Consider the following 17,337-nt stretch of genomic DNA (forward strand, 5'->3'; position numbering starts at 1 on the left):
CGCTCTCCCCGGTAGAACCCCAGGTCAATGAAGTGGCGGGGGAGCGTTCCGCGTCCCGTCTCCCTCCGTCGCGCTTCCCCGTGACATGACCGGCGCCCGAGGCTGTTCGCCATGACCCCGCCGTCGTCCTCTCCGCTCGCCGGCCGCCTCGGCCGCTGACATCCCACCCACCCATCACTGCGCACGCCATTGCCCAAGCGAGTACATCGTTCGCAACAAACGAACGACGTTCACAAGGAGCCCCCATGGACGCGATCAACCCGCGCCGCTGGCTGATCCTCATCGTGCTGTGCCTCAGCACACTGGTCCTGGTCATCGACAACATGGCCCTGACCGTCGCGGTGCCGCCGCTGGCAGCCGATCTGGGCGCCACCGCACAGGACATCCAGTGGATCCTGGAGTCCTACATGCTGGTCTTCGCCGGCCTGCTGCTGACGGCCGGCTCGCTGTCCGACCGGTACGGCCGCCGCCGCATCATGATCATCGGACTGGTGCTGTTCGGCGCCGCGTCCCTGGCAGCCACCTTCGCCACCAGCCCGGCTCTGCTCATCGCGGCCCGGGTCGCCATGGGCGTCGGCGGCGCGCTCGTCATGCCCAGCACCCTGTCCATCCTCATCACCGTCTTCACCGACGAGAACGAACGCCGCAAGGCCATGGCCGGCTGGGGCGCGGTCGCCATGCTCGGCCTGGTCGGCGGCCCCGTGCTCGGCGGCGCGCTGATCGCCTCGTTCGGCTGGGAGTCGGTCTTCTGGATCAACGTCCCCATCGCCGCGCTGGCCGTCACCGTCGTCGCGCTGGCCGCCTTCGTGATCTGGGAGCTGCGCACCCCGCACCCGATGGTCCCGCTCAAGCTCTTCCGCGACCGCGACTTCGCCGGCGGCAGCCTGTCGCTCACCCTGGTCCAGGTCGGCAACGGCGGCCTGCTCCTGGTGCTCACCCAGTACCTGCAGTTCGTGCTCGGCTACACACCCACGCAGGCCGGGCTGGCCTTCATCCCGATGGCCATCGCCTCGCTCATCTTCAACGGCGTCGGCGCCGGCCTCGGCGCCAAGCTCGGCAACCGCGCCACCGCCGTGCTGGGCATGGTGGTGATGGCCGCCGGGTTCGGCCTGCTGGCCACCTCCTCCGACAGCTTCCTGATGCTGGCCCTCGCCCAGTTCGTCCTCGGCGCCGGCGGCGGCCTGGCCATGCCCACCGCCATCGCCGCCCTCATGGGCACCATCCCCGCCGAGCAGGCCGGCGTCGGCTCCGCGCTCAACGACACCATCCAGCAAGCCGGCGCCGCCCTCGGCGTGGCCGCCCTGGGCAGCCTGGCCACCAGCAGCTACACGGCGGCCATGCCCGCCGGCGCGCCCGAGGCCGCGCGCCGCTCGATCGCCGCCGCCGTGACCGATCCGGCCCTGGCCGCGGCCGCCCGGGAGGCGTACAACGCGGCGATGTCGACCGCCTTCGCCGGCGCCGCCGCCGGAGTGATCGGCGCCGCCGTCCTGGCCCTCATCCTCCTGCGCGGCCGCACCAAGGCCGCCGGCCCTGTCGGCGCCGACGCCGTCGTCGCCGCGCACCACTGACTCTCCGCCGCTGCCCCACGCACGTAGAGGAAGTCCCGTCCGATCGCGACGATCGGACGGGACTTCCCTCAACGTCCGCGTGGTCCCCCGCCGCACCGGAACGGCGGGCAGGCGCAATAAGGCCGCCCGGCGGTCACGACGGCCCCGTTCCCGACCTGCTACGCAATGGCGCGCCGCGCGTACACCTCGATCTCGATCTTCATGCGGGGATCGGCGAGGCCGCACATGACCATCGTGGCCGCCGGCCGGACGTCGCCGAAGTGACGGCGCAGGACCGGCCAGCAGGGCTCGAAGTCGGCCCGATCGGGCAGCATGTACCGCACCCGCACCACGTCGGCGAACGTGCACCTCGCCTCGGCCAATGCGGCCTCGATATTGCGCAGACACTGCTCGGCCTGCTCCACCACGTCGTCGGAGATCGTCATGGTGGCGTAGTCGAACCCGGTCGTCCCGGACACATGCACCCAGTCGCCGTCGACCACGGCACGGGCATAGCCGATCTGTTCCTCAAAGGTCGAGCCGCTGAGGATCGCACGTCGCTCTGTCATGCGCCGAACGCTAGATGACCAGCACAGATACGTCTAATACAGCCAAAGGGATGGCCTGATATCTCTAGGCGTATGGAGCGCCCCGAACTCCCACTCCCGCAGCTGCATGCCTTCGTCGTGCTCGCCGAGGAACTCCACTTCGGTCACGCGGCCGCCCGGCTGGGCATCGCCCAGCCGCCGCTGAGCCAGCAGATCCGGCGCTTGGAGGACAAGGTGGGCCACCCGCTGTTCAGCCGCGAACCAGGACGCGTCGCGCTCACCCCGGCCGGCCGCGAACTGCTGCCCGCCGCCCGGCGGGCCCTCGCCGACCTCGCGGCCGGCCTGGCCGCGGCCCGGGCCGTCGGCAGCGGCCGGACCGGCCGCCTGCGGATCGGCTTCGCCGCCTCCCTCGCCCTCACCGTCCTGCCCGGCCTGCTGCGCTCCTTCCGGCACCGGTTCCCCGGCGTGCACCTGGACATCCACGAGATGACCACCGCGCCGCAGATCGCCGCCCTGCACGACAAGACCATCGACATCGGCCTGCTGCGCGAGCCCCCGGCCGACGAGACGGAGCTCGGCTTCAGGACGGTGCTCACAGAGCCCTTCGTGGCCGTGCTGCCCTCCACCCATCCTCTGGCCGCCCAACGGACCGTGCAGCTCGTGCAGCTGGCGGACTCTCCCTTCGTGCTGCTGCCCCGCGCGGTCGGCCCGCGACTGCACGATCAGATCATCGGCTTGTGCACCGCAGCAGGATTCACGCCCGAGGTAGCCCAGCACGCAGTGGAGTGGCAGACCGTGTGCGCCCTCGTGGAGACCGGCCTGGGCGTCTCCCTGGCCCCGGCGAGCATCCGGCGCATCCGGCTCAAAGGCGTCGCCTTCCGCGGGATCGAGCCCAGCACCGCCCGGACGCGGGTCGCCGTCGCCTGGCGCAAGAACGACCAGAATCCCATGGTCAGGCACCTGCTGGCGACTGTCAGCCAAGCTCCGCCGGACAGACCCCGGCCGCGGACGGCCGCCGGCGAGTAAGAAGACGCCCCCACCTCACGCCGGCGGTTCCTCACTCCTGATCCTCATGGATGGAATGATCATCCGAGGGGTTGCTCTTCCATGGGTCGGGAGCGTGGAGGCGAGGAGGGCCGCGTGCCGGGGCGTACCTCGGTCAGGGGCCGAACGCGCGGAGGGTGATTTCGACGAGCGTGTCGGCGTACTCCGGTGTGAGCGGACCGGAGCCGAGCAGCCAGCGCTGGTAGAGCGGGGCATACAGCACCTCGAGCACCAGGTCGAGGTCGGCGTCCGCGGCCAGTTGGCCGGCCCGTTGGGCGGTGCGCAACCGTTCCTTCTTGGCCTCGTCGACGGGCCCGGCCAGCTTCTCGCGGTATTGGGCGGCGAGGGCGGGATCGCTGATGATCTCCATGTTGAGCGCCCTGATGGGCGCCTCGAACACCGGGTCTGCGAACTCGGCGACGGTCGCCCGCATGACGGTCTTGAGGTCGGCCTCGAGGTCGCCGGTGTCGGGCAGTCGCATGCCCTCTTGGCCCTCGCTGAGCGCCAGGATCGAGTCGAAGATCACCGCGCCCTTGGACGGCCACCAGCGGTAGATCGTCTGCTTGCCCACTCCCGCTCGCGCGGCGATGGCTTCGATCGTCACCTTGGCGTATCCGTGCTCGGAGACCAGCTCGCGCGCGGCGTCGAGCACGGCCCGACGGGACCGCTCGCTGCGCCGAGCGGGGTTCGGCTGTCTGGGGTTGGACACGTCCGGAAGCATATCACCTAACGAGACGAGACGTTCCGTCTTGACATGAGGGTGGCTTGTCCTCATACTCGCTTGAAGCGAGACGGGCCGTATCGTCTCACAAGCTGAGGAGATTGCATGACGACTGCCCGAACATGGTTCATCACCGGCGCCTCGAGGGGCCTGGGCAGGGCCTTCGCCGAGGCGGCACTCGCCGCCGGAGACCGCGTCGTGGCCGCCGCGCGCGACCTCGGCCCGCTCGACGGCCTGGCCGCCGCCCATCCGGACAACCTCGTACGGTTGACGCTGGACGTCTCCGACCGCGCGGCCGTGCGGACGGTGGTGGACCGGGCGGTGGCGGCGTTCGGCCGACTCGACGTGGTGGTCAACAACGCCGGCGCGATGCTGCTCGGCATGGTCGAGGAGGCCACCGAGGAGCAGATCCGAGCTCAGTTCGACGTCAACTTCTTCGGCGCGGTCTGGGTGGCCCAGGCTGTGGTGCCGTACCTGCGGGCGCAGGGGTCCGGCCACATCCTGCAGATCACGTCGATGGGGGCCGGTGGAGGGTTCGCCTCTGTCGGGTTCTACTCGGCGAGCAAGACAGCGCTCGACTCGGTTAGTGAGGCCCTGGCGATGGAGGTGGCGCCGTTCGGGGTCAAGGTGACGATCGTGGGGCCGGGCGGGTACGGCACCGACCTGTTCACGCGGGGCACCACGACGACGGAGCCGCGCCCGGAGTACGAGCCGCTGCGTGCCCAGTTGGCCGAGATGTGGGGCGAGGACGCCGGTCCCGACCCGAGCACCGCGGCCCCGGTGATCATGGAGTTGGCCGGCCTGGCGGAGCCGCCGCTGCGGCTGATCGTCGGCTCCGCCTCGTACGACATGGTCCAGCAGATGGACCAGGCCCGCGCCGAGGAGTACCGGGCCTGGGAGCACCTCAGCCGGAAGGCGCCGGGCTGACCCGTGCGGGGAGGCATGGAGGCACCCGGTAAGCGATCTTCGACCCTGATCCACACCGATCGAAAAGGAAGTGGACGCTCTGCGTACTGCCGCCCAACCGGCACTCAATGAGATCACCAAGCGCTACGGCACCCGTGTCGTCCTGGACCGGGTGTCACTCACCGTCAAGCCCGGAGAGCGGATCGGGGTGATCGGCGACAACGGGTCGGGCAAGTCCACCCTGCTCAAGCTCATGGCAGGCGTCGAGCGGCCGGACAACGGCGAGCTCGTGGTCGTCGCGCCCGGCGGCGTCGGATACCTGCCGCAGTCGCTCGCGCTGCCACCGCAGGCGACGGTGGCCGACGCCGTCGACCTGGCGCTGGCCGACCTGCGCGAGCTCGAAGCCCGGATGCGGGTGGCCGAACGGTCGCTCGGCGCGGCAGGCATGGACACATGCACCGCAGCGGAGGCTGGCACGGGCCTGGATGTCTCCGCAGAGCTGGATGTCTACACGGGGCTGGTGGCGGAGTTCGAGGCACGGGGCGGCTACGAGGCCGACACCCGTGTGGAGGTCGCGCTGCACGGGCTCGGACTGCCCGGGCTCGACCGGAGCCGCCCGCTGGGCACGCTCTCCGGTGGCGAACGCTCCAGGCTCGCTCTGGCCGCCACGCTGGCGTCCGACCCTGAGCTGCTGCTGCTCGACGAGCCGACCAACGACCTGGACGACCAGGCCGCGGCCTGGCTCGAACAGCGCCTGCGCGCCCACCGGGGCACTGTCGTCGCGATCACGCACGACCGGACGTTCCTGGAGCGGGTGACCACCGCCATCCTGGAGGTCGCCGACGGGAGGGTGCGCCGCTACGGCGACGGGTACGCCGGATTTCTCACCGCCAAGGCCGCCGAACGTGCCGCACAGGCTCGGGCCCACGAGGAGTGGAAGACGGAGCTGGACAGGCATGCCACGCTGGTGGCGGCCAACGCGGGCCGGCTGGCCACAATCCCTCGCAAGACGGCCAAGGCGGGCATGGGGACCGGGGCCTGGCGGGCGCGCTCGCGTACACACGGGGCCGCCGGACGCATCCGGCAGTCCCAGCAGCGGCTACGGTGGCTCACCGACCACCCGGCGCCGCCGCCGCCCGAGCCGCTGCGCTTCACCGCCGCCCTCGCCACCGCCGGAGCCGCCGCCGGTACCGAGGTGGCCGCGCTCGACGGCGTGCTGGTGGCGGGGCGGCTCCGCCTGGATTCCCTGACCGTCCGCGCCGGTGAGCGGCTGCTCGTCACCGGCCCGAACGGAGCGGGCAAGACCACGCTGATGCGGGTGCTCGCCGGAGAGCTGCGGCCGGACGCGGGCGAGGTACGGCGGGCCGGCCGGGTCGGCTTCTTCCGACAGGACGAGCTGGACACCGACGATGTACGGCGGGCCGGGGTCCTTCGGCAGGAGGACCGGACCGTGCTGGGGGCCTACGCGCACGGGCGTCCCGGGAGCCTGGACGAGCACGCGGACGCGCTGCTCGCCCTGGGCCTGTTCCGCCCATCCGACCTGGGGCTGCGCCTCGAGGAGCTCTCCTATGGGCAGCGGCGCCGGATCGAGCTGGCACGGCTGGTGAGCGAGCCCGTGGACCTGCTCCTGCTCGACGAGCCGACCAACCACCTGTCACCGATGCTCGTGGAGCAACTGGAGGAGGCGCTGTCCTCTTTCCGTGGCGCGCTGGTCGTGGTGACGCACGATCGACGCCTGCGGGCCGCGTTCACCGGCTCCCGCCTGGAGCTGGACGGCGGCACGGCGACGTAGCGGGTGGGCGAACACTCTGGCCTGCGTATGGCCTCGACGGGTAGGCGACACGGAGACCCAACAGCAAGGAGTTCACCATGACCTACACCGAGAAGATGCTGGACGCCTACCCGGCCCAGATCAACCTCGACCACCGGCAGCTGGCCGCCGTCATCGACGCGCTCGAAGCCTGCGCCCAGGCCTGCACGGCCTGCGCCGACGCGTGCCTGTCGGAGCCCGCCGACCGGTTGGCCATGCTGAGCCGGTGCATCCGCGACAACCTGGACTGCGCCGCCATCTGCTCAACCACCGCAGCGGTCCTGTCGCGGCACACCGGCTACGACGCCAACCTGTCGCGCGCCCAGGTGCAGGCCGCGATCCAGGCGACCAAGACCTGCGGCGACTCCTGCGCCGAGCACAGCGACCGGCACGAGCACTGCCGCATCTGCGCAGAGGCATGCCGGGAAACCGAGCAGGCGCTCAACGCCCTGCTGCCTCAGCTGGAGCCGACCTCGGCAACCGGCCCGCCCAGCCAGGCCAGCCCGCAGCAGCAATCGCAATAGGGCCCTACATCCTGCCTTCACGTCGGCAACGGGAAAGGAGGTTACGCGGGGCTGCTGCTGCGACGTCAGCGAGAGCGAGGCGGCCCCCGCTCTTCGGGAAGACCTTACCGTCAAAGGCCCGTCCGGATCATTCCGTACGGGCCCCGGCTGGGGCGCCGAGCTGCATATGGGCGGCTGATCGGCTACGGCGCCGGTACTCGGTGGGTGTCAGCCCGACCAGCGTCCGGAAGCGGCGGGCGAAGTACGTCGGGTCGTCCCAGCCGACGGCGGCGCCGACCCGGGCAGCCGGCATCGTCGAGTGCGCCAGTAACGTGGCGGCGCGCTCGGCTCGCAGCCGGGCCAGGAAGCCCAGCGGCGTCAACCCGACGTACCGCCTGAACAGCCGGCCGAGATGGGCGGGATCCAGGTTGACAGCTCCGGCGAGATCATCGAGCCGCCACGGATGGGCGGGCGCCGCCTCGAGCCGGGCGATGGTGGCGGCGACAGCGGGGTGGATGGCAGGCTCGGCCGTTTCCCGTTCGGGGCCACGGCCGTCGGCCAGGATGCCGACCACAGTGACCAGCCGGCCCAGCACGCGGCCCGGCCGGGCCTGATCGGCCGTGAGGTCCCGTTCGAGCAGGCCGATCTCTGCGATGGCCTCCTCGGCGGCGGCCGGATCGACGGCCGTGACGGCTACGCCGTGCATGCCGGATGCCACCGGATCGGTCCACAGCATCCGGCGCAACATCGGGATGTCGTACAACGCCGCCAGTTCGGCCCGTAGCGCCTGGGCGGACAGGCAGCAGTTGGCGACGGTCAGGTCGATGCAGTCCCGGAACCCGTGCCAGGCACCGGGGCGGAGCACAATGGCCTGCCCGCGCCGCAGTGGCTGCTCGCCCCGGCTGGTCACGTGACGGCCGCAACCGGTTCCGATCACCGCGATCTCGACGAAGTCGTGCGCGTGCGGCTCGACGTCGGAGTTCAGGTGGTGGACACCTGCCAAGACCGGGCCCCCGGCGAACAGCACGTGCTCGTGCAGCGTGGCTGGCATGTCGGGATCGTACGAGTATCCGCCGGGATCGGCCTAGCCCATGGCGGCGCACCACGACGATGCTGGGCGGTGTCTCAACGGCGACAACCTTGGAGGCCCAGTGACGGAAACAACCACGACCGGGCAGTCCGCCAGCGACGTCGGTGCCGATGGCCGGGTGCCGGAGGAGCTTGTGGCGGCGTACCGCGAACACGGTTTCGTCCGAGTACGAGGCGTTCTCGAGCCGGACCAGGTCGATCGCTTCCGGGCGAGCGCCGAGGCGTTCCTGGAGGCGCATCGTGCGGAGAGCCTGGAGGAGCAAGGAGTCTTCAGCCAGCTGGTCAACGTCTGGCAACGCGACCAGACGCTGAGAGAGCTCACGTTCGATCCGCGGCTCGGCCGGATCGCCGAACAGCTCGCCGGATTCCGGCTGCGGCTCTGGCACGACCAGATGCTGGTCAAGGAGCCACACAACAACGCCGCCACGGAGTTCCACCAGGATCGCCCGTACTGGCCGCATGCGGGCGACCGGCTCCCGCTGTCGGCGTGGATAGCGCTGGTCGACGTTCCGCCGGAGCGGGGCTGCATGACCTTTCTGCCCGGCACCCAGCATCGCACCGGCCTGCGCCCGCAGGACCTCCACCACGAAGAAGACCTGTTCACGATGGACCCGTCTCTGCGCTGGATCCCCCGGGTCACCGTGCCGCTCCGCGCCGGCGACTGCACCTTCCACAGCGGCTACACCGGCCACATGGCGCTGCCCAACCGCACCGACCAGGCGCGGTTCGCGCACGTCATCATCTATATGGACGAGGCGACCGCCTACAGCGGCAGCGAGCACGTCGTGACCGACCCACTCGCACTCGCCGTGGGCGACAGGTTGGACGGCGACACCTTCCCCCGCCCCTGGGCTTAGACGGCTTGACGTCAAGCGCCTTCTGACGCAGCAGTCTTCCTCGCCGCGTACCAGGACCTCGAGATCCGGCATTGGCACACTCGTCAACCCATGTCTGAAGACCAGGTCCGTAAGTGGTTCGACCAGTATCGCCAGGGCCTGGGCTCAGGAGACGGGCGCGAGTTGGGCGGTGACCGGTGGCGGCGGTCAGGTGCGGGTCGCCGTCAAATGCGGTTTCTCCTGGAGGGCACCAAGCGCAGCGCCGCCGTCCACTCCGACGGCCGGCACGGCATGCACCTGCATGCCCGCATCCGAGGCGACGAGCGACTCGCCTGATGCTGATGCCGACTCCGGTCAGACCGCCCTGGGCGGGGATCACGCTGCCTCGTCGTGCCACACAGGCGGGCGCCATCCCCTGATCATCTGGCGTGATGAGGCCTGCACCGCCCGGCGGCGTCCCACGGGCACGGCTGCCCGGGACGGCGGAAACGACTGGACGGCAGGAGCGGCTGGGCACCGGGGTAAGGCGGCGGCCGGCCGGTCTACGGCGCGGATTGCTCGGTCGGCTCGGCCGACGCGGTGGGATCGGTGGTGGGCTGCTGCCCCACCCCGGTCAGGCTGACGTAGGTGGGCTTGCCCGGGAGGTTCTGGTGGATCACCAGGACCGCTGTGCTGCCCGCGCCGGCGACGGCGGGCTCGAACCACACCTTGAGTGTGCACTCGTCCTCGGCCTGGAGGGCCTGGTTGGCGCAGGCGTCGTCGTGGCGGAAGTCCCCGGGCGAGTCTCCCTCGAACTCGATATCGTCGATCTTCAGCGTGGCGGTGCCGGTGCTGAGAATGTGCACTTCCTTCGCGCAGCTCTCGCCCGCGCATAATTCCAGCGATTTCGGCGTCACGGCGATGTTCGGTCGTTTGGACTCTCCCGGCCGGCCGCTGGGCACGGTGTTGCGGTTCGTTCCCGGGTCTCCCGGAGCTCCGCCGATCTTCACCTGGCCGGATGTGATCAGTGCCGCCGTGATCGTGGCTGCGGCAGCGATCACGGCCGCCCCGATGGCCGCCCCTCGGGTTGACATGCTGCTCCTCCGAATGAAGTGACCGCGAACCCGGCCTCCCGTGCCTGGCCACGGCGGGATGCCCTTCACGGTCACTGTGGCCAAGGGCGGGCGGAGGCGCATGAGTAGGCCCTACTCAGTTCAGCCCGCCACCAGGTCGGTGACGTCATCGCCGCGTGGTCGCGGCAACCTGCGGCGGGCGCTGCCTCAGTTTGTCCGCCAGCAGCGACACGCACGAAGTTGGCCGGTGAGTGACGCCCGAGCGCCGTCGTATCCATGGGCCCGATGCGGTTGAGGAGTGTGCCAGGCGGGAGCGAGTTCGCGGCCAAGCCGGCTGGAGCCCGGCCGCCCTCGGGAGAGCCGAATGTGAGTAGGGGGTTACTCATGTCCGGGCGGCGACCGGGAGACAGGATGCGGTCACGGGGGCCGGCAGTGCCCGCCCGCGATCCGTTCTTTGATCTCTCGCGGAGGAAGAACATGCTCACACGTTCCAGCAGGCTCGCGGCGATGACCGCCTCGGGGTGCCTGGCGCTGTCGGTGCTCGGAGTCACCGGTGCCAGCGCCGAGACCACGGCGTTCGCTCCGGACACCTGCGCCAGTGGGTACGTCTGGCGCGGCGCGCGGCCCAGCGACCACGTCTGCGTGGATCCGTCGGTACGCAGCCGGACCCAGTCGGAGAACGCCACCGGTGTCTGGCATGCCTGCACGACCGGGTTCGTCTGGCGGGAGGCGTACCCCGGTGACCACCGGTGCGTGGTCCCCAGCTCCCGTACGCAGGCTCGGCGCGACAACGCCAGCGCGGCCCGCCGGCTCGCCTGGGTCATCATGATGAAGCGCAATCACCCCGGCAAAGGGCCCACCTGCGACGGCGAAACCTGCTCCACCACCAACGAAGGGCCGTACAAGACCGTGGCCGTCCGCGGCTACTACCTGACGCCGGGCACCCAGGTCACCGTCCAGGTCCGGCGTGCCTCCGACAGCCGGTTGCTGTGGCAGACCCGCACGACGGCGCGGGCGGGCGGCAACGGCCCGGCGGGCAGCTATTCCGTCGACACGGGCCGAGTCCTGTGCGGCGGGAGCTCGTTCGCGCCGCCGCTCACCGCCTATGTGCAGGTGCGCGGCGACGGCGGGCAGTGGTCGCCGCGCGTGCCGATCGCCTGGCGGTCCTGCGGACTGCTGTGATCATGTGCGTAGGCCGCCGAGCGCAGCCGCAGGCGTCCTCAGGGGCCACGCCCCACTCAATCGCGGTGGCTCGGACCGTCACGAACTACACCACTCGATGGGACGCCATCACTCGCCCGCCTCTGGTCACGTGATGACGTGCGCCACATCCACGCCACCCCCGGGTCACCCCCACGTGGGGGTGACCCGGCTCGGTCGTGCGGTCGCTGTTCGGTCTGGCCTCGCTGGCGCACTCTGGCGCCGAGCATCCAGTTCTTGATCGCGTTGTGCGTGGGCCAGGGGTAGGCGCGGCGACGATGCTCGCCACCACCATGGCTCTGTTGAACACTGCCTGCCAGTGCCGCTACAGGCGCATCGCGTGCGGCGTGTGGGTGCGGTCAACGGGGCCCCGGAGTGACTGTTCCACGTCAATATGGCCGAGGCTCTGGAACAGGACCGGATCCTGTGCGTCGTGGTTGACGTTCCCCTGACGGTAGACGTCAGTGGCGCACGACTAGACGTGCACCTGACCACCGGCGCAGGCGCCCTGGGCTGGGTGCTCCGACCATGCCCGTCGTCATGTGGCCACCAGCTCGCCGCCCGGCCCTTCGGCCGCTGGGTCTCGACCGTGAGGTGGTGGCGGCAGTGGGACGGCCCAAGGACGGTCAGGGTGGGCCTCGGTAGCCGGTGGGTGGGACCTGGCCCTCGTAGGCGGGCACTGAACGGCCGGACAGAAACGCCCGAAGGAGCCCGAGATACGCCTCGCTCCGGTATGTGCCGGCGCCGAGGTAGGCGAGCGTGGCCGAGGGCAGTGCCCGCTGGAAGTCCTTGGCCGACGCCCAGCTCTGCTCGTCGCACTGGCCCTTGACGAGCAGCACGGGCACCCTCACCTTAGTCAGGCTCAGCCGGAGGGAACGCGGCGCGGCCCGCCCGGTCAGGCCGACGTAACCCCCGGAACCGGTTGCGGCCACGGGGCAGGGATGCGGGGCTTGCCGGCGGACAAGGTCGAGGTAGGCGTCCAGCTCCCGGTCACCCGCAAAGGCATGCGCCGCCCACGGGTCCACCCGCAGTAGCGTGGAGACGGCGAGCAGGCGCGGGTCCGGCGTCCCGTCGCGTCCGAACACCGCCGCTACCTCGGCCTTCCCGGAAGATCCCGGCGATGGTCCGGTTGGAGTAGCCTGGGCCGGCAACGGGCCGGCCGGGGAGAGTCCGGCGGGGGAAGAGAGCACCGCCCTCACGACGCGGTCCGGATGCGCGGCCAGGTAGGCGGCCGCGAGCTGGGCGCCGTAGTCCTCGGCGATCAGCGTGAGCCGCTTGGCGCCCACGAACTGGCGGATGGCCTCCAGGTCCGCCACGTCGCGAGTTAGCCCGTACCCCCGTGGGTCCCGCAGCCGCGCCGAGCGCCCAGCCCCGAGTTGGTCGTAGACATAGACCTGGTAGCCATCCGCCGCAAGCTTCCGGAAGAACGCCGAGGACGCCGCCAGGTCCGCCACGCCGGGCCCACCGTGCAGGAACACCACGGGGTCGGGCCGGGCGGCCCGCTTCGGCCCGAGCCGTACGTACGCCAGCTCGGAGCCCGTCGGCAGCCGCCACTCGCGCTGCCCGGCCACCGGAGCCAGAGAAGCGTCGGCCGGAGCCGGGCGCAAGGTGGCCCCGCTGACGTGCCAGACCACCGTCGCCTCCACCCCGAGGATCACTACCGCGCGTGTCCATCGCCCCCACGCCACTCTCGGCCTCGGCACGCACAGCAGCAGGCCCAAGAAGAACACCGATGCGAAGACCGCCAGGCCCGTCACCGCGAACACCGTCGGCTGCGCGCCCACCATCGCCATCCCGGCCAGCGTGGCCAGCCCCAGGACCGGTGACAGCGCCAGCACTCCGGCGCCTGCCACCGCCCGCCCGGCCAACCTGGCGAAAGTAGCCATAAGGGGACGTTAGTGCACGCGGTGCCCTCACTTCGCGGCTTGCTTGCTGTTGCGGCGATCGTCCACCGGGTCGTACGAGATCTTCATAACGTCGAGACCAGCAGCTCAGGTGCTGTTGCGCCGTGTGCTCGGCATTTCGCCGTGGAGAGCCCACCTCCATGGCCCTTCCGCACCGAGTCCTCATCATTTCGCTAGCTCGTCATGAACTGAGCGAGGGAACCGGCCTGGATCTCCCAGTGGGACCGCTGATAGCGATCAGCTTCGAGCATCCGAGTCCAGGCTGGGATCATCCAACCGAGATCCTCTTGTTCGATCTTGGAAGCGTGGATTCCGGCACAACGCAGCTGACCACACAAGATCCCGACATTGCCGAACACCGCTGGGCGCACCCTGACGAGGCGCAACCACTTCTTGGTTCGGCGGGTGCCGAGCGTCTTCTGGTTGATCCGGATCAGCGCGATCTTGTAATCGGAGATGCGACAACCTCTGGGTCAGTGCCTTGATCCTCCGCGATCCCCGGCCTTGACCAGCAAGTGATGATCAGCGATAACGACTTCGCCGGCACGATGCGGGTCCGTAGCCGTATCGGCACCCAACTTTTCAAGACCTGGAGAACTTACTTGAACGGCACCGCCTGGTCACGAGGTTGGCGGCGACGGTCAAATGACGTCAAACGATCAAGAGGCCGGATCCGCGATCTCGGGATCCAGCCTCTGAACTGCTCAAACTCTGTGGGGCTACCAGGACTTGAACCTGGGACCTCTTCCTTATCAGGGAAGCGCTCTAACCGTCTGAGCTATAGCCCCGCGCACACCGAACGGTACCGCATCCGTAGATCGGAGGCGAACCGGTTGTTCGGACGAGAAAAGCTTACCGCCTCTGGCGTGCTGCTCGCGCCGTCCTCACCCGGGAACCCGGGAAGCACGGCGCGAGCACGCGCCTCACCTGCCTACTCGGCCTCGCTGAAGGTCACCTCAACGCCCCCGACCAGGTCGGAGGAGATGTTGTAGATGACGGCCCCCAGCGTGGAGAGCGCCGTGATCAAGACCACGTTCACGGCCCCGATCAGCGCGGTGTAGCCGAGGATGCGGACCGGCTCGAACCAGGAGGCGATGTCGATCGGGATCGAGCTCTGCCCCTGCTCACCCTGTCCCAGCTGGTTGACCAACTCGACGATCGAGTCGAACACCCCCAGGGCGGACAGCACGCCGTACAGGACGGCCACCGCCACGAACAGCACCACGAAGCACACCAGGGAGACCACGAAGCTGAACTTCATGGCCGACCACGGCTCGACGCGGCGCAGGACCAGGTGGGCCTTGCGGGGCAGCCGGCCACCGCCGGAATTGGACCCCTTCTTCTTCGTCGACAGCTCGACCGCCGGCGGCGGGGCCTCGGTGGCCAGCGAAGGGCGGACACGGAGCGTGTCGTTGCCCTCCCCCTGCGGGCCCGGCGGCGCAGGAGCCGGAGCAGGCGCAGGAGCCGGACCCGAGGCGGGCGCCTGCGGCCGCTGTTGCTGCTGCGGCTCCTCCTTGGCCGGGACGGGCCTCCCCTTGGCGGGCGAGGTGTTGTCCTGTTCTTCGTCGACCGGGTTGAAAATCTCGGTTTCTGCGGGCTTGTTCGGCTGCTGTCCGTTGCCCGAAGCCGCCTTGGTCCTGGCGGGGCCACCCTGGGCGCTCATGGACTACTCTCCTCCCCCGTCTTCCTCAATCTCCACAGAAGTCTCCATCGACTCCGCGTTCCGGGCGAGGGCCACCACGCTGTCGCCTTCAGCGAGATTCATCAATCGCACTCCCATGGTCTGGCGGCCGGACTGCTTGATCTCGCCGGCACTCGTCCGGATCACCCCGCCGGCGGACGTGATCGCGAAGACCTCGTCCTCTGGGTTGACCATGACGGCTCCGACCAGCTTGCCACGGGAACTCACGATTTTCGCAGTGAGAACCCCTCTACCGCCACGGCCCTGAATTGGATACTGCTCCACTGGCGTCCGTTTTGCGTACCCACCCTCGGTGGCGATAAGCACGTCTTGACCGTCCGCGATGCGATTCATGGCAAGAAGTTCGTCACCTTCGAGGAACCTCATGCCGATGACACCGCTGGTCGCCCGCCCCATGGGGCGAAGGGCCTCGTCGGAGGCGGTGAACCTGATGGACTGGGCTCCCTTGGAGACCAGCAGCAGGTCGTCGTTCTCGGAGACCAGGCGGGCTCCGATGACCTCGTCGTCGTCCCGCAGGTTGATCGCGATGAGCCCGCCCGACCTGGGGGAGTCGTATTCGGACAGGCGCGTCTTCTTGACCAGGCCGCTGCGGGTGGCCAGGACGAGGTAGGGGGCGACGTCGTAGTCGCGTAGGTCGAGAACCTCCATAACTGTTTCGTCGGGCTGCATGGCAAGAAGGTTCGCCAAATGCATGCCTCTTGCGTCACGAGCGGCCTCTGGCAGCTCGTACGCCTTGACCCGGTACACCCGGCCCTTGTTCGTGAAGAACAGCAACCAGTGATGGGTGGTGGTGACGAAGAAGTGGTCGACGATGTCGTCCTGGCGCAGCTGCGCACCGCGTACGCCCTTACCGCCCCGCTTCTGGGCCCGGTAGAGGTCGGTCCTGGTGCGCTTGGCGTAGCCGCCCCGGGTGATCGTGACGACGATCTCGTCCTCGGCGATGAGGTCCTCGATCGACATGTCGCCGTCGTAGGCGATGATCTCGGTCTTCCGGTCGTCGCCGTAGCGGCCGACGAGCTCGGCGAGCTCCTCGTTGATGATCTCCCGCTGGCGGGCCTCGCTGGCGAGGATCGCGTTGTACTCGGCGATCTGGGTCATCAGCGAGTCGTACTCGTCCTGGATCGCCTGACGCTCCAGGGCGGCGAGCTTGCGCAGCTGCATGTCGAGGATGGCCTGCGCCTGCACCTCGTCGATCTCCAACAGCCCCATCAGGCCCTGCTGGGCGTGCGAGGCGGACTCCGAGGCCCGGATGAGGGCGATGACCTCGTCCAGCCGCTCCAGGGCCTTCAGCAGCCCGCGGAGGATGTGGGCGCGCTCCTCGGCCTTGCGCAGCAGGTAGCGGGTCCGGCGGACGATGACCTCGATCTGGTGCGCCACGTAGTGCTTGATGAACTGGTCGAGGCGCAGCGTGCGCGGCACGCCGTCGACCAGCGCCAGCATGTTGGCGCCGAAGGTGTCCTGCAGCTGGGTGTGCTTGTAGAGGTTGTTGAGCACGACCTTGGCGACCGCGTCCCGCTTGAGGACGATCACCAGACGCTGCCCGACCCGCGAGGAGCTCTCGTCGCGTACGTCGGCGATGCCGGTCAGCTTGCCCTCGCGCACCAGCTCGGCGATCTTCAGGGCGAGGTTGTCGGGGTTGACCTGGTACGGCAGCTCGGTGACGACCAGCGCCTGCCGCCCCTTGTCCTCCTCGACCTCGACCACGGCGCGCATCGTGATCGAGCCGCGGCCGGTGCGGTAGGCGTCCTCGATCCCGCGCCGGCCGACGATCAGGGCCTTGGTGGGGAAGTCGGGCCCCTTGACCAGCTTGATCGACGCCTCGAGCAGCTCCTCGTCGCTGGCCTCGGGATTCTCCAGAGCCCATTTGACCGCCGAGGCGACCTCGCGGAGGTTGTGCGGCGGGATGTTGGTGGCCATGCCGACCGCGATGCCGCCCGATCCGTTGACCAGCAACTGCGGGAAGCGCGACGGGAGGACGTCGGGCTCCTGCGACTTGCCGTCGTAGTTGGGGCGGAAGTCGACGGTCTCCTTGTCGATGTCCCGCAGCATCTCCATGGCGATGGGCGCGAGCTTGCACTCGGTGTACCGCATCGCCGCCGCCGGGTCGTTGCCGGGCGAGCCGAAGTTGCCCTGCCCGTCGACCAGCGGGTAACGCAGCGACCACGGCTGAGCCAGGCGGACCAGCGCGTCGTAGATCGAGGTGTCGCCGTGGGGGTGGTAGGTGCCCATCACGTCGCCGACGACGCGGGCGCACTTGAAGTAGCCGCGGTCGGGACGGTAGCCACCGTCGTACATCGCGTAGAGCACCCGCCGGTGCACCGGCTTGAGGCCGTCGCGCACGTCCGGCAGCGCCCTGGACACGATGACCGACATCGCGTAGTCCATGTAGCTGCGCTGCATCTCGGACTGGATGTCCACCGGTTCGATGCGGTCAGCCGGTGGGGTGGTGTTCACGTCCGTCACAGGTATAGGTCC

At 69.6% G+C, this 17,337-nt stretch carries 16 protein-coding genes and 1 tRNA gene; 9 read left to right on the forward strand and 8 right to left on the reverse strand.

Features of this window, described 5'->3' with window-relative positions; genetic code table 11:
* Positions 1 to 245: 245 nt before the first annotated feature.
* Entirely contained in the window at positions 246 to 1,568 is a 1,323-nt protein-coding gene (locus ID574_RS12705; protein WP_188188997.1) for an MFS transporter, read from the forward strand.
* 158 nt (positions 1,569 to 1,726) lie between these two features.
* Here ID574_RS12705 and ID574_RS12710 read toward each other — a convergent pair whose 3' ends face one another.
* Complete coding sequence (locus tag ID574_RS12710) at positions 1,727 to 2,116, reverse strand: RidA family protein (RefSeq protein ID WP_188188998.1); 390 nt, start codon at positions 2,114 to 2,116, stop codon at positions 1,727 to 1,729.
* Positions 2,117 to 2,188: 72 nt separating this feature from the next.
* Between ID574_RS12710 and ID574_RS12715 the strand changes: the two genes are divergently transcribed.
* The gene (locus tag ID574_RS12715) at positions 2,189 to 3,121 is read left to right on the forward strand and encodes a LysR family transcriptional regulator (RefSeq protein WP_188188999.1); all 933 of its coding nucleotides are present in this window, start codon (positions 2,189 to 2,191) and stop codon (positions 3,119 to 3,121) included.
* Positions 3,122 to 3,254: 133 nt separating this feature from the next.
* On the opposite strand, the gene ID574_RS12720 is transcribed toward ID574_RS12715, so the two are convergent.
* Positions 3,255 to 3,860, reverse strand: a complete 606-nt coding sequence (locus ID574_RS12720) for a TetR/AcrR family transcriptional regulator (RefSeq protein WP_188189000.1) — start codon at positions 3,858 to 3,860, stop codon at positions 3,255 to 3,257.
* A gap of 105 nt (positions 3,861 to 3,965) precedes the next feature.
* On the opposite strand from ID574_RS12720, the gene ID574_RS12725 reads away from it, so the two are divergent.
* From ID574_RS12725 to ID574_RS12735, 3 genes are all read left to right on the forward strand, one after another.
* Positions 3,966 to 4,787 carry an SDR family NAD(P)-dependent oxidoreductase gene (locus ID574_RS12725; protein WP_188189001.1) on the forward strand — a complete coding sequence of 274 codons (822 nt, stop codon included), beginning with the start codon at positions 3,966 to 3,968 and terminating at the stop codon, positions 4,785 to 4,787.
* Between the two features lie 79 nt (positions 4,788 to 4,866).
* Entirely contained in the window at positions 4,867 to 6,558 is a 1,692-nt protein-coding gene (locus ID574_RS12730) for a TlrC/CarA/OleB/SrmB family ABC-F type ribosomal protection protein (RefSeq protein WP_188189540.1), read from the forward strand.
* A gap of 77 nt (positions 6,559 to 6,635) precedes the next feature.
* Entirely contained in the window at positions 6,636 to 7,100 is a 465-nt protein-coding gene (locus ID574_RS12735) for a four-helix bundle copper-binding protein (RefSeq protein ID WP_188189002.1), read from the forward strand.
* 127 nt (positions 7,101 to 7,227) lie between these two features.
* Here the strand turns inward: ID574_RS12735 and ID574_RS12740 are convergent, their stop codons facing one another.
* The gene (locus ID574_RS12740; protein ID WP_188189003.1) at positions 7,228 to 8,130 is read right to left on the reverse strand and encodes an AraC family transcriptional regulator; all 903 of its coding nucleotides are present in this window, start codon (positions 8,128 to 8,130) and stop codon (positions 7,228 to 7,230) included.
* A gap of 100 nt (positions 8,131 to 8,230) precedes the next feature.
* On the opposite strand from ID574_RS12740, the gene ID574_RS12745 reads away from it, so the two are divergent.
* On the forward strand, positions 8,231 to 9,025 hold the full coding sequence (locus ID574_RS12745; RefSeq protein ID WP_223166632.1) for a phytanoyl-CoA dioxygenase family protein: 795 nt from the start codon (positions 8,231 to 8,233) through the stop codon (positions 9,023 to 9,025).
* Between the two features lie 90 nt (positions 9,026 to 9,115).
* A complete protein-coding gene (locus ID574_RS59645; protein WP_223166633.1) occupies positions 9,116 to 9,340 on the forward strand; it encodes a hypothetical protein in 225 nt (74 codons plus the stop codon).
* 206 nt (positions 9,341 to 9,546) lie between these two features.
* On the opposite strand, the gene ID574_RS12755 is transcribed toward ID574_RS59645, so the two are convergent.
* On the reverse strand, positions 9,547 to 10,077 hold the full coding sequence (locus ID574_RS12755; protein ID WP_188189004.1) for a hypothetical protein: 531 nt from the start codon (positions 10,075 to 10,077) through the stop codon (positions 9,547 to 9,549).
* A 456-nt stretch (positions 10,078 to 10,533) separates the two neighbouring features.
* On the opposite strand from ID574_RS12755, the gene ID574_RS12760 reads away from it, so the two are divergent.
* Entirely contained in the window at positions 10,534 to 11,238 is a 705-nt protein-coding gene (locus ID574_RS12760; protein ID WP_188189005.1) for a hypothetical protein, read from the forward strand.
* A gap of 644 nt (positions 11,239 to 11,882) precedes the next feature.
* Here the strand turns inward: ID574_RS12760 and ID574_RS12765 are convergent.
* Complete coding sequence (locus ID574_RS12765) at positions 11,883 to 13,142, reverse strand: alpha/beta fold hydrolase (protein WP_188189006.1); 1,260 nt, start codon at positions 13,140 to 13,142, stop codon at positions 11,883 to 11,885.
* A gap of 158 nt (positions 13,143 to 13,300) precedes the next feature.
* On the opposite strand from ID574_RS12765, the gene ID574_RS12770 reads away from it, so the two are divergent.
* Complete coding sequence (locus ID574_RS12770) at positions 13,301 to 13,645, forward strand: NUDIX hydrolase (RefSeq protein ID WP_188189007.1); 345 nt, start codon at positions 13,301 to 13,303, stop codon at positions 13,643 to 13,645.
* A 229-nt stretch (positions 13,646 to 13,874) separates the two neighbouring features.
* On the opposite strand, the gene ID574_RS12775 is transcribed toward ID574_RS12770, so the two are convergent.
* The 3 genes from ID574_RS12775 to gyrA form a co-directional block, all read right to left on the reverse strand.
* Positions 13,875 to 13,948: transfer RNA gene (locus ID574_RS12775), tRNA-Ile, on the reverse strand.
* Positions 13,949 to 14,091: 143 nt separating this feature from the next.
* Entirely contained in the window at positions 14,092 to 14,823 is a 732-nt protein-coding gene (locus ID574_RS12780; RefSeq protein WP_188189008.1) for a DUF3566 domain-containing protein, read from the reverse strand.
* Between the two features lie 3 nt (positions 14,824 to 14,826).
* Entirely contained in the window at positions 14,827 to 17,325 is a 2,499-nt protein-coding gene (gene gyrA, locus ID574_RS12785; protein WP_188189009.1) for a DNA gyrase subunit A, read from the reverse strand.
* Positions 17,326 to 17,337: the final 12 nt, after the last annotated feature.

The organism is Nonomuraea sp. SYSU D8015 (assembly GCF_008065375.1).
In the GTDB taxonomy this organism is placed as follows: domain Bacteria; phylum Actinomycetota; class Actinomycetes; order Streptosporangiales; family Streptosporangiaceae; genus Nonomuraea.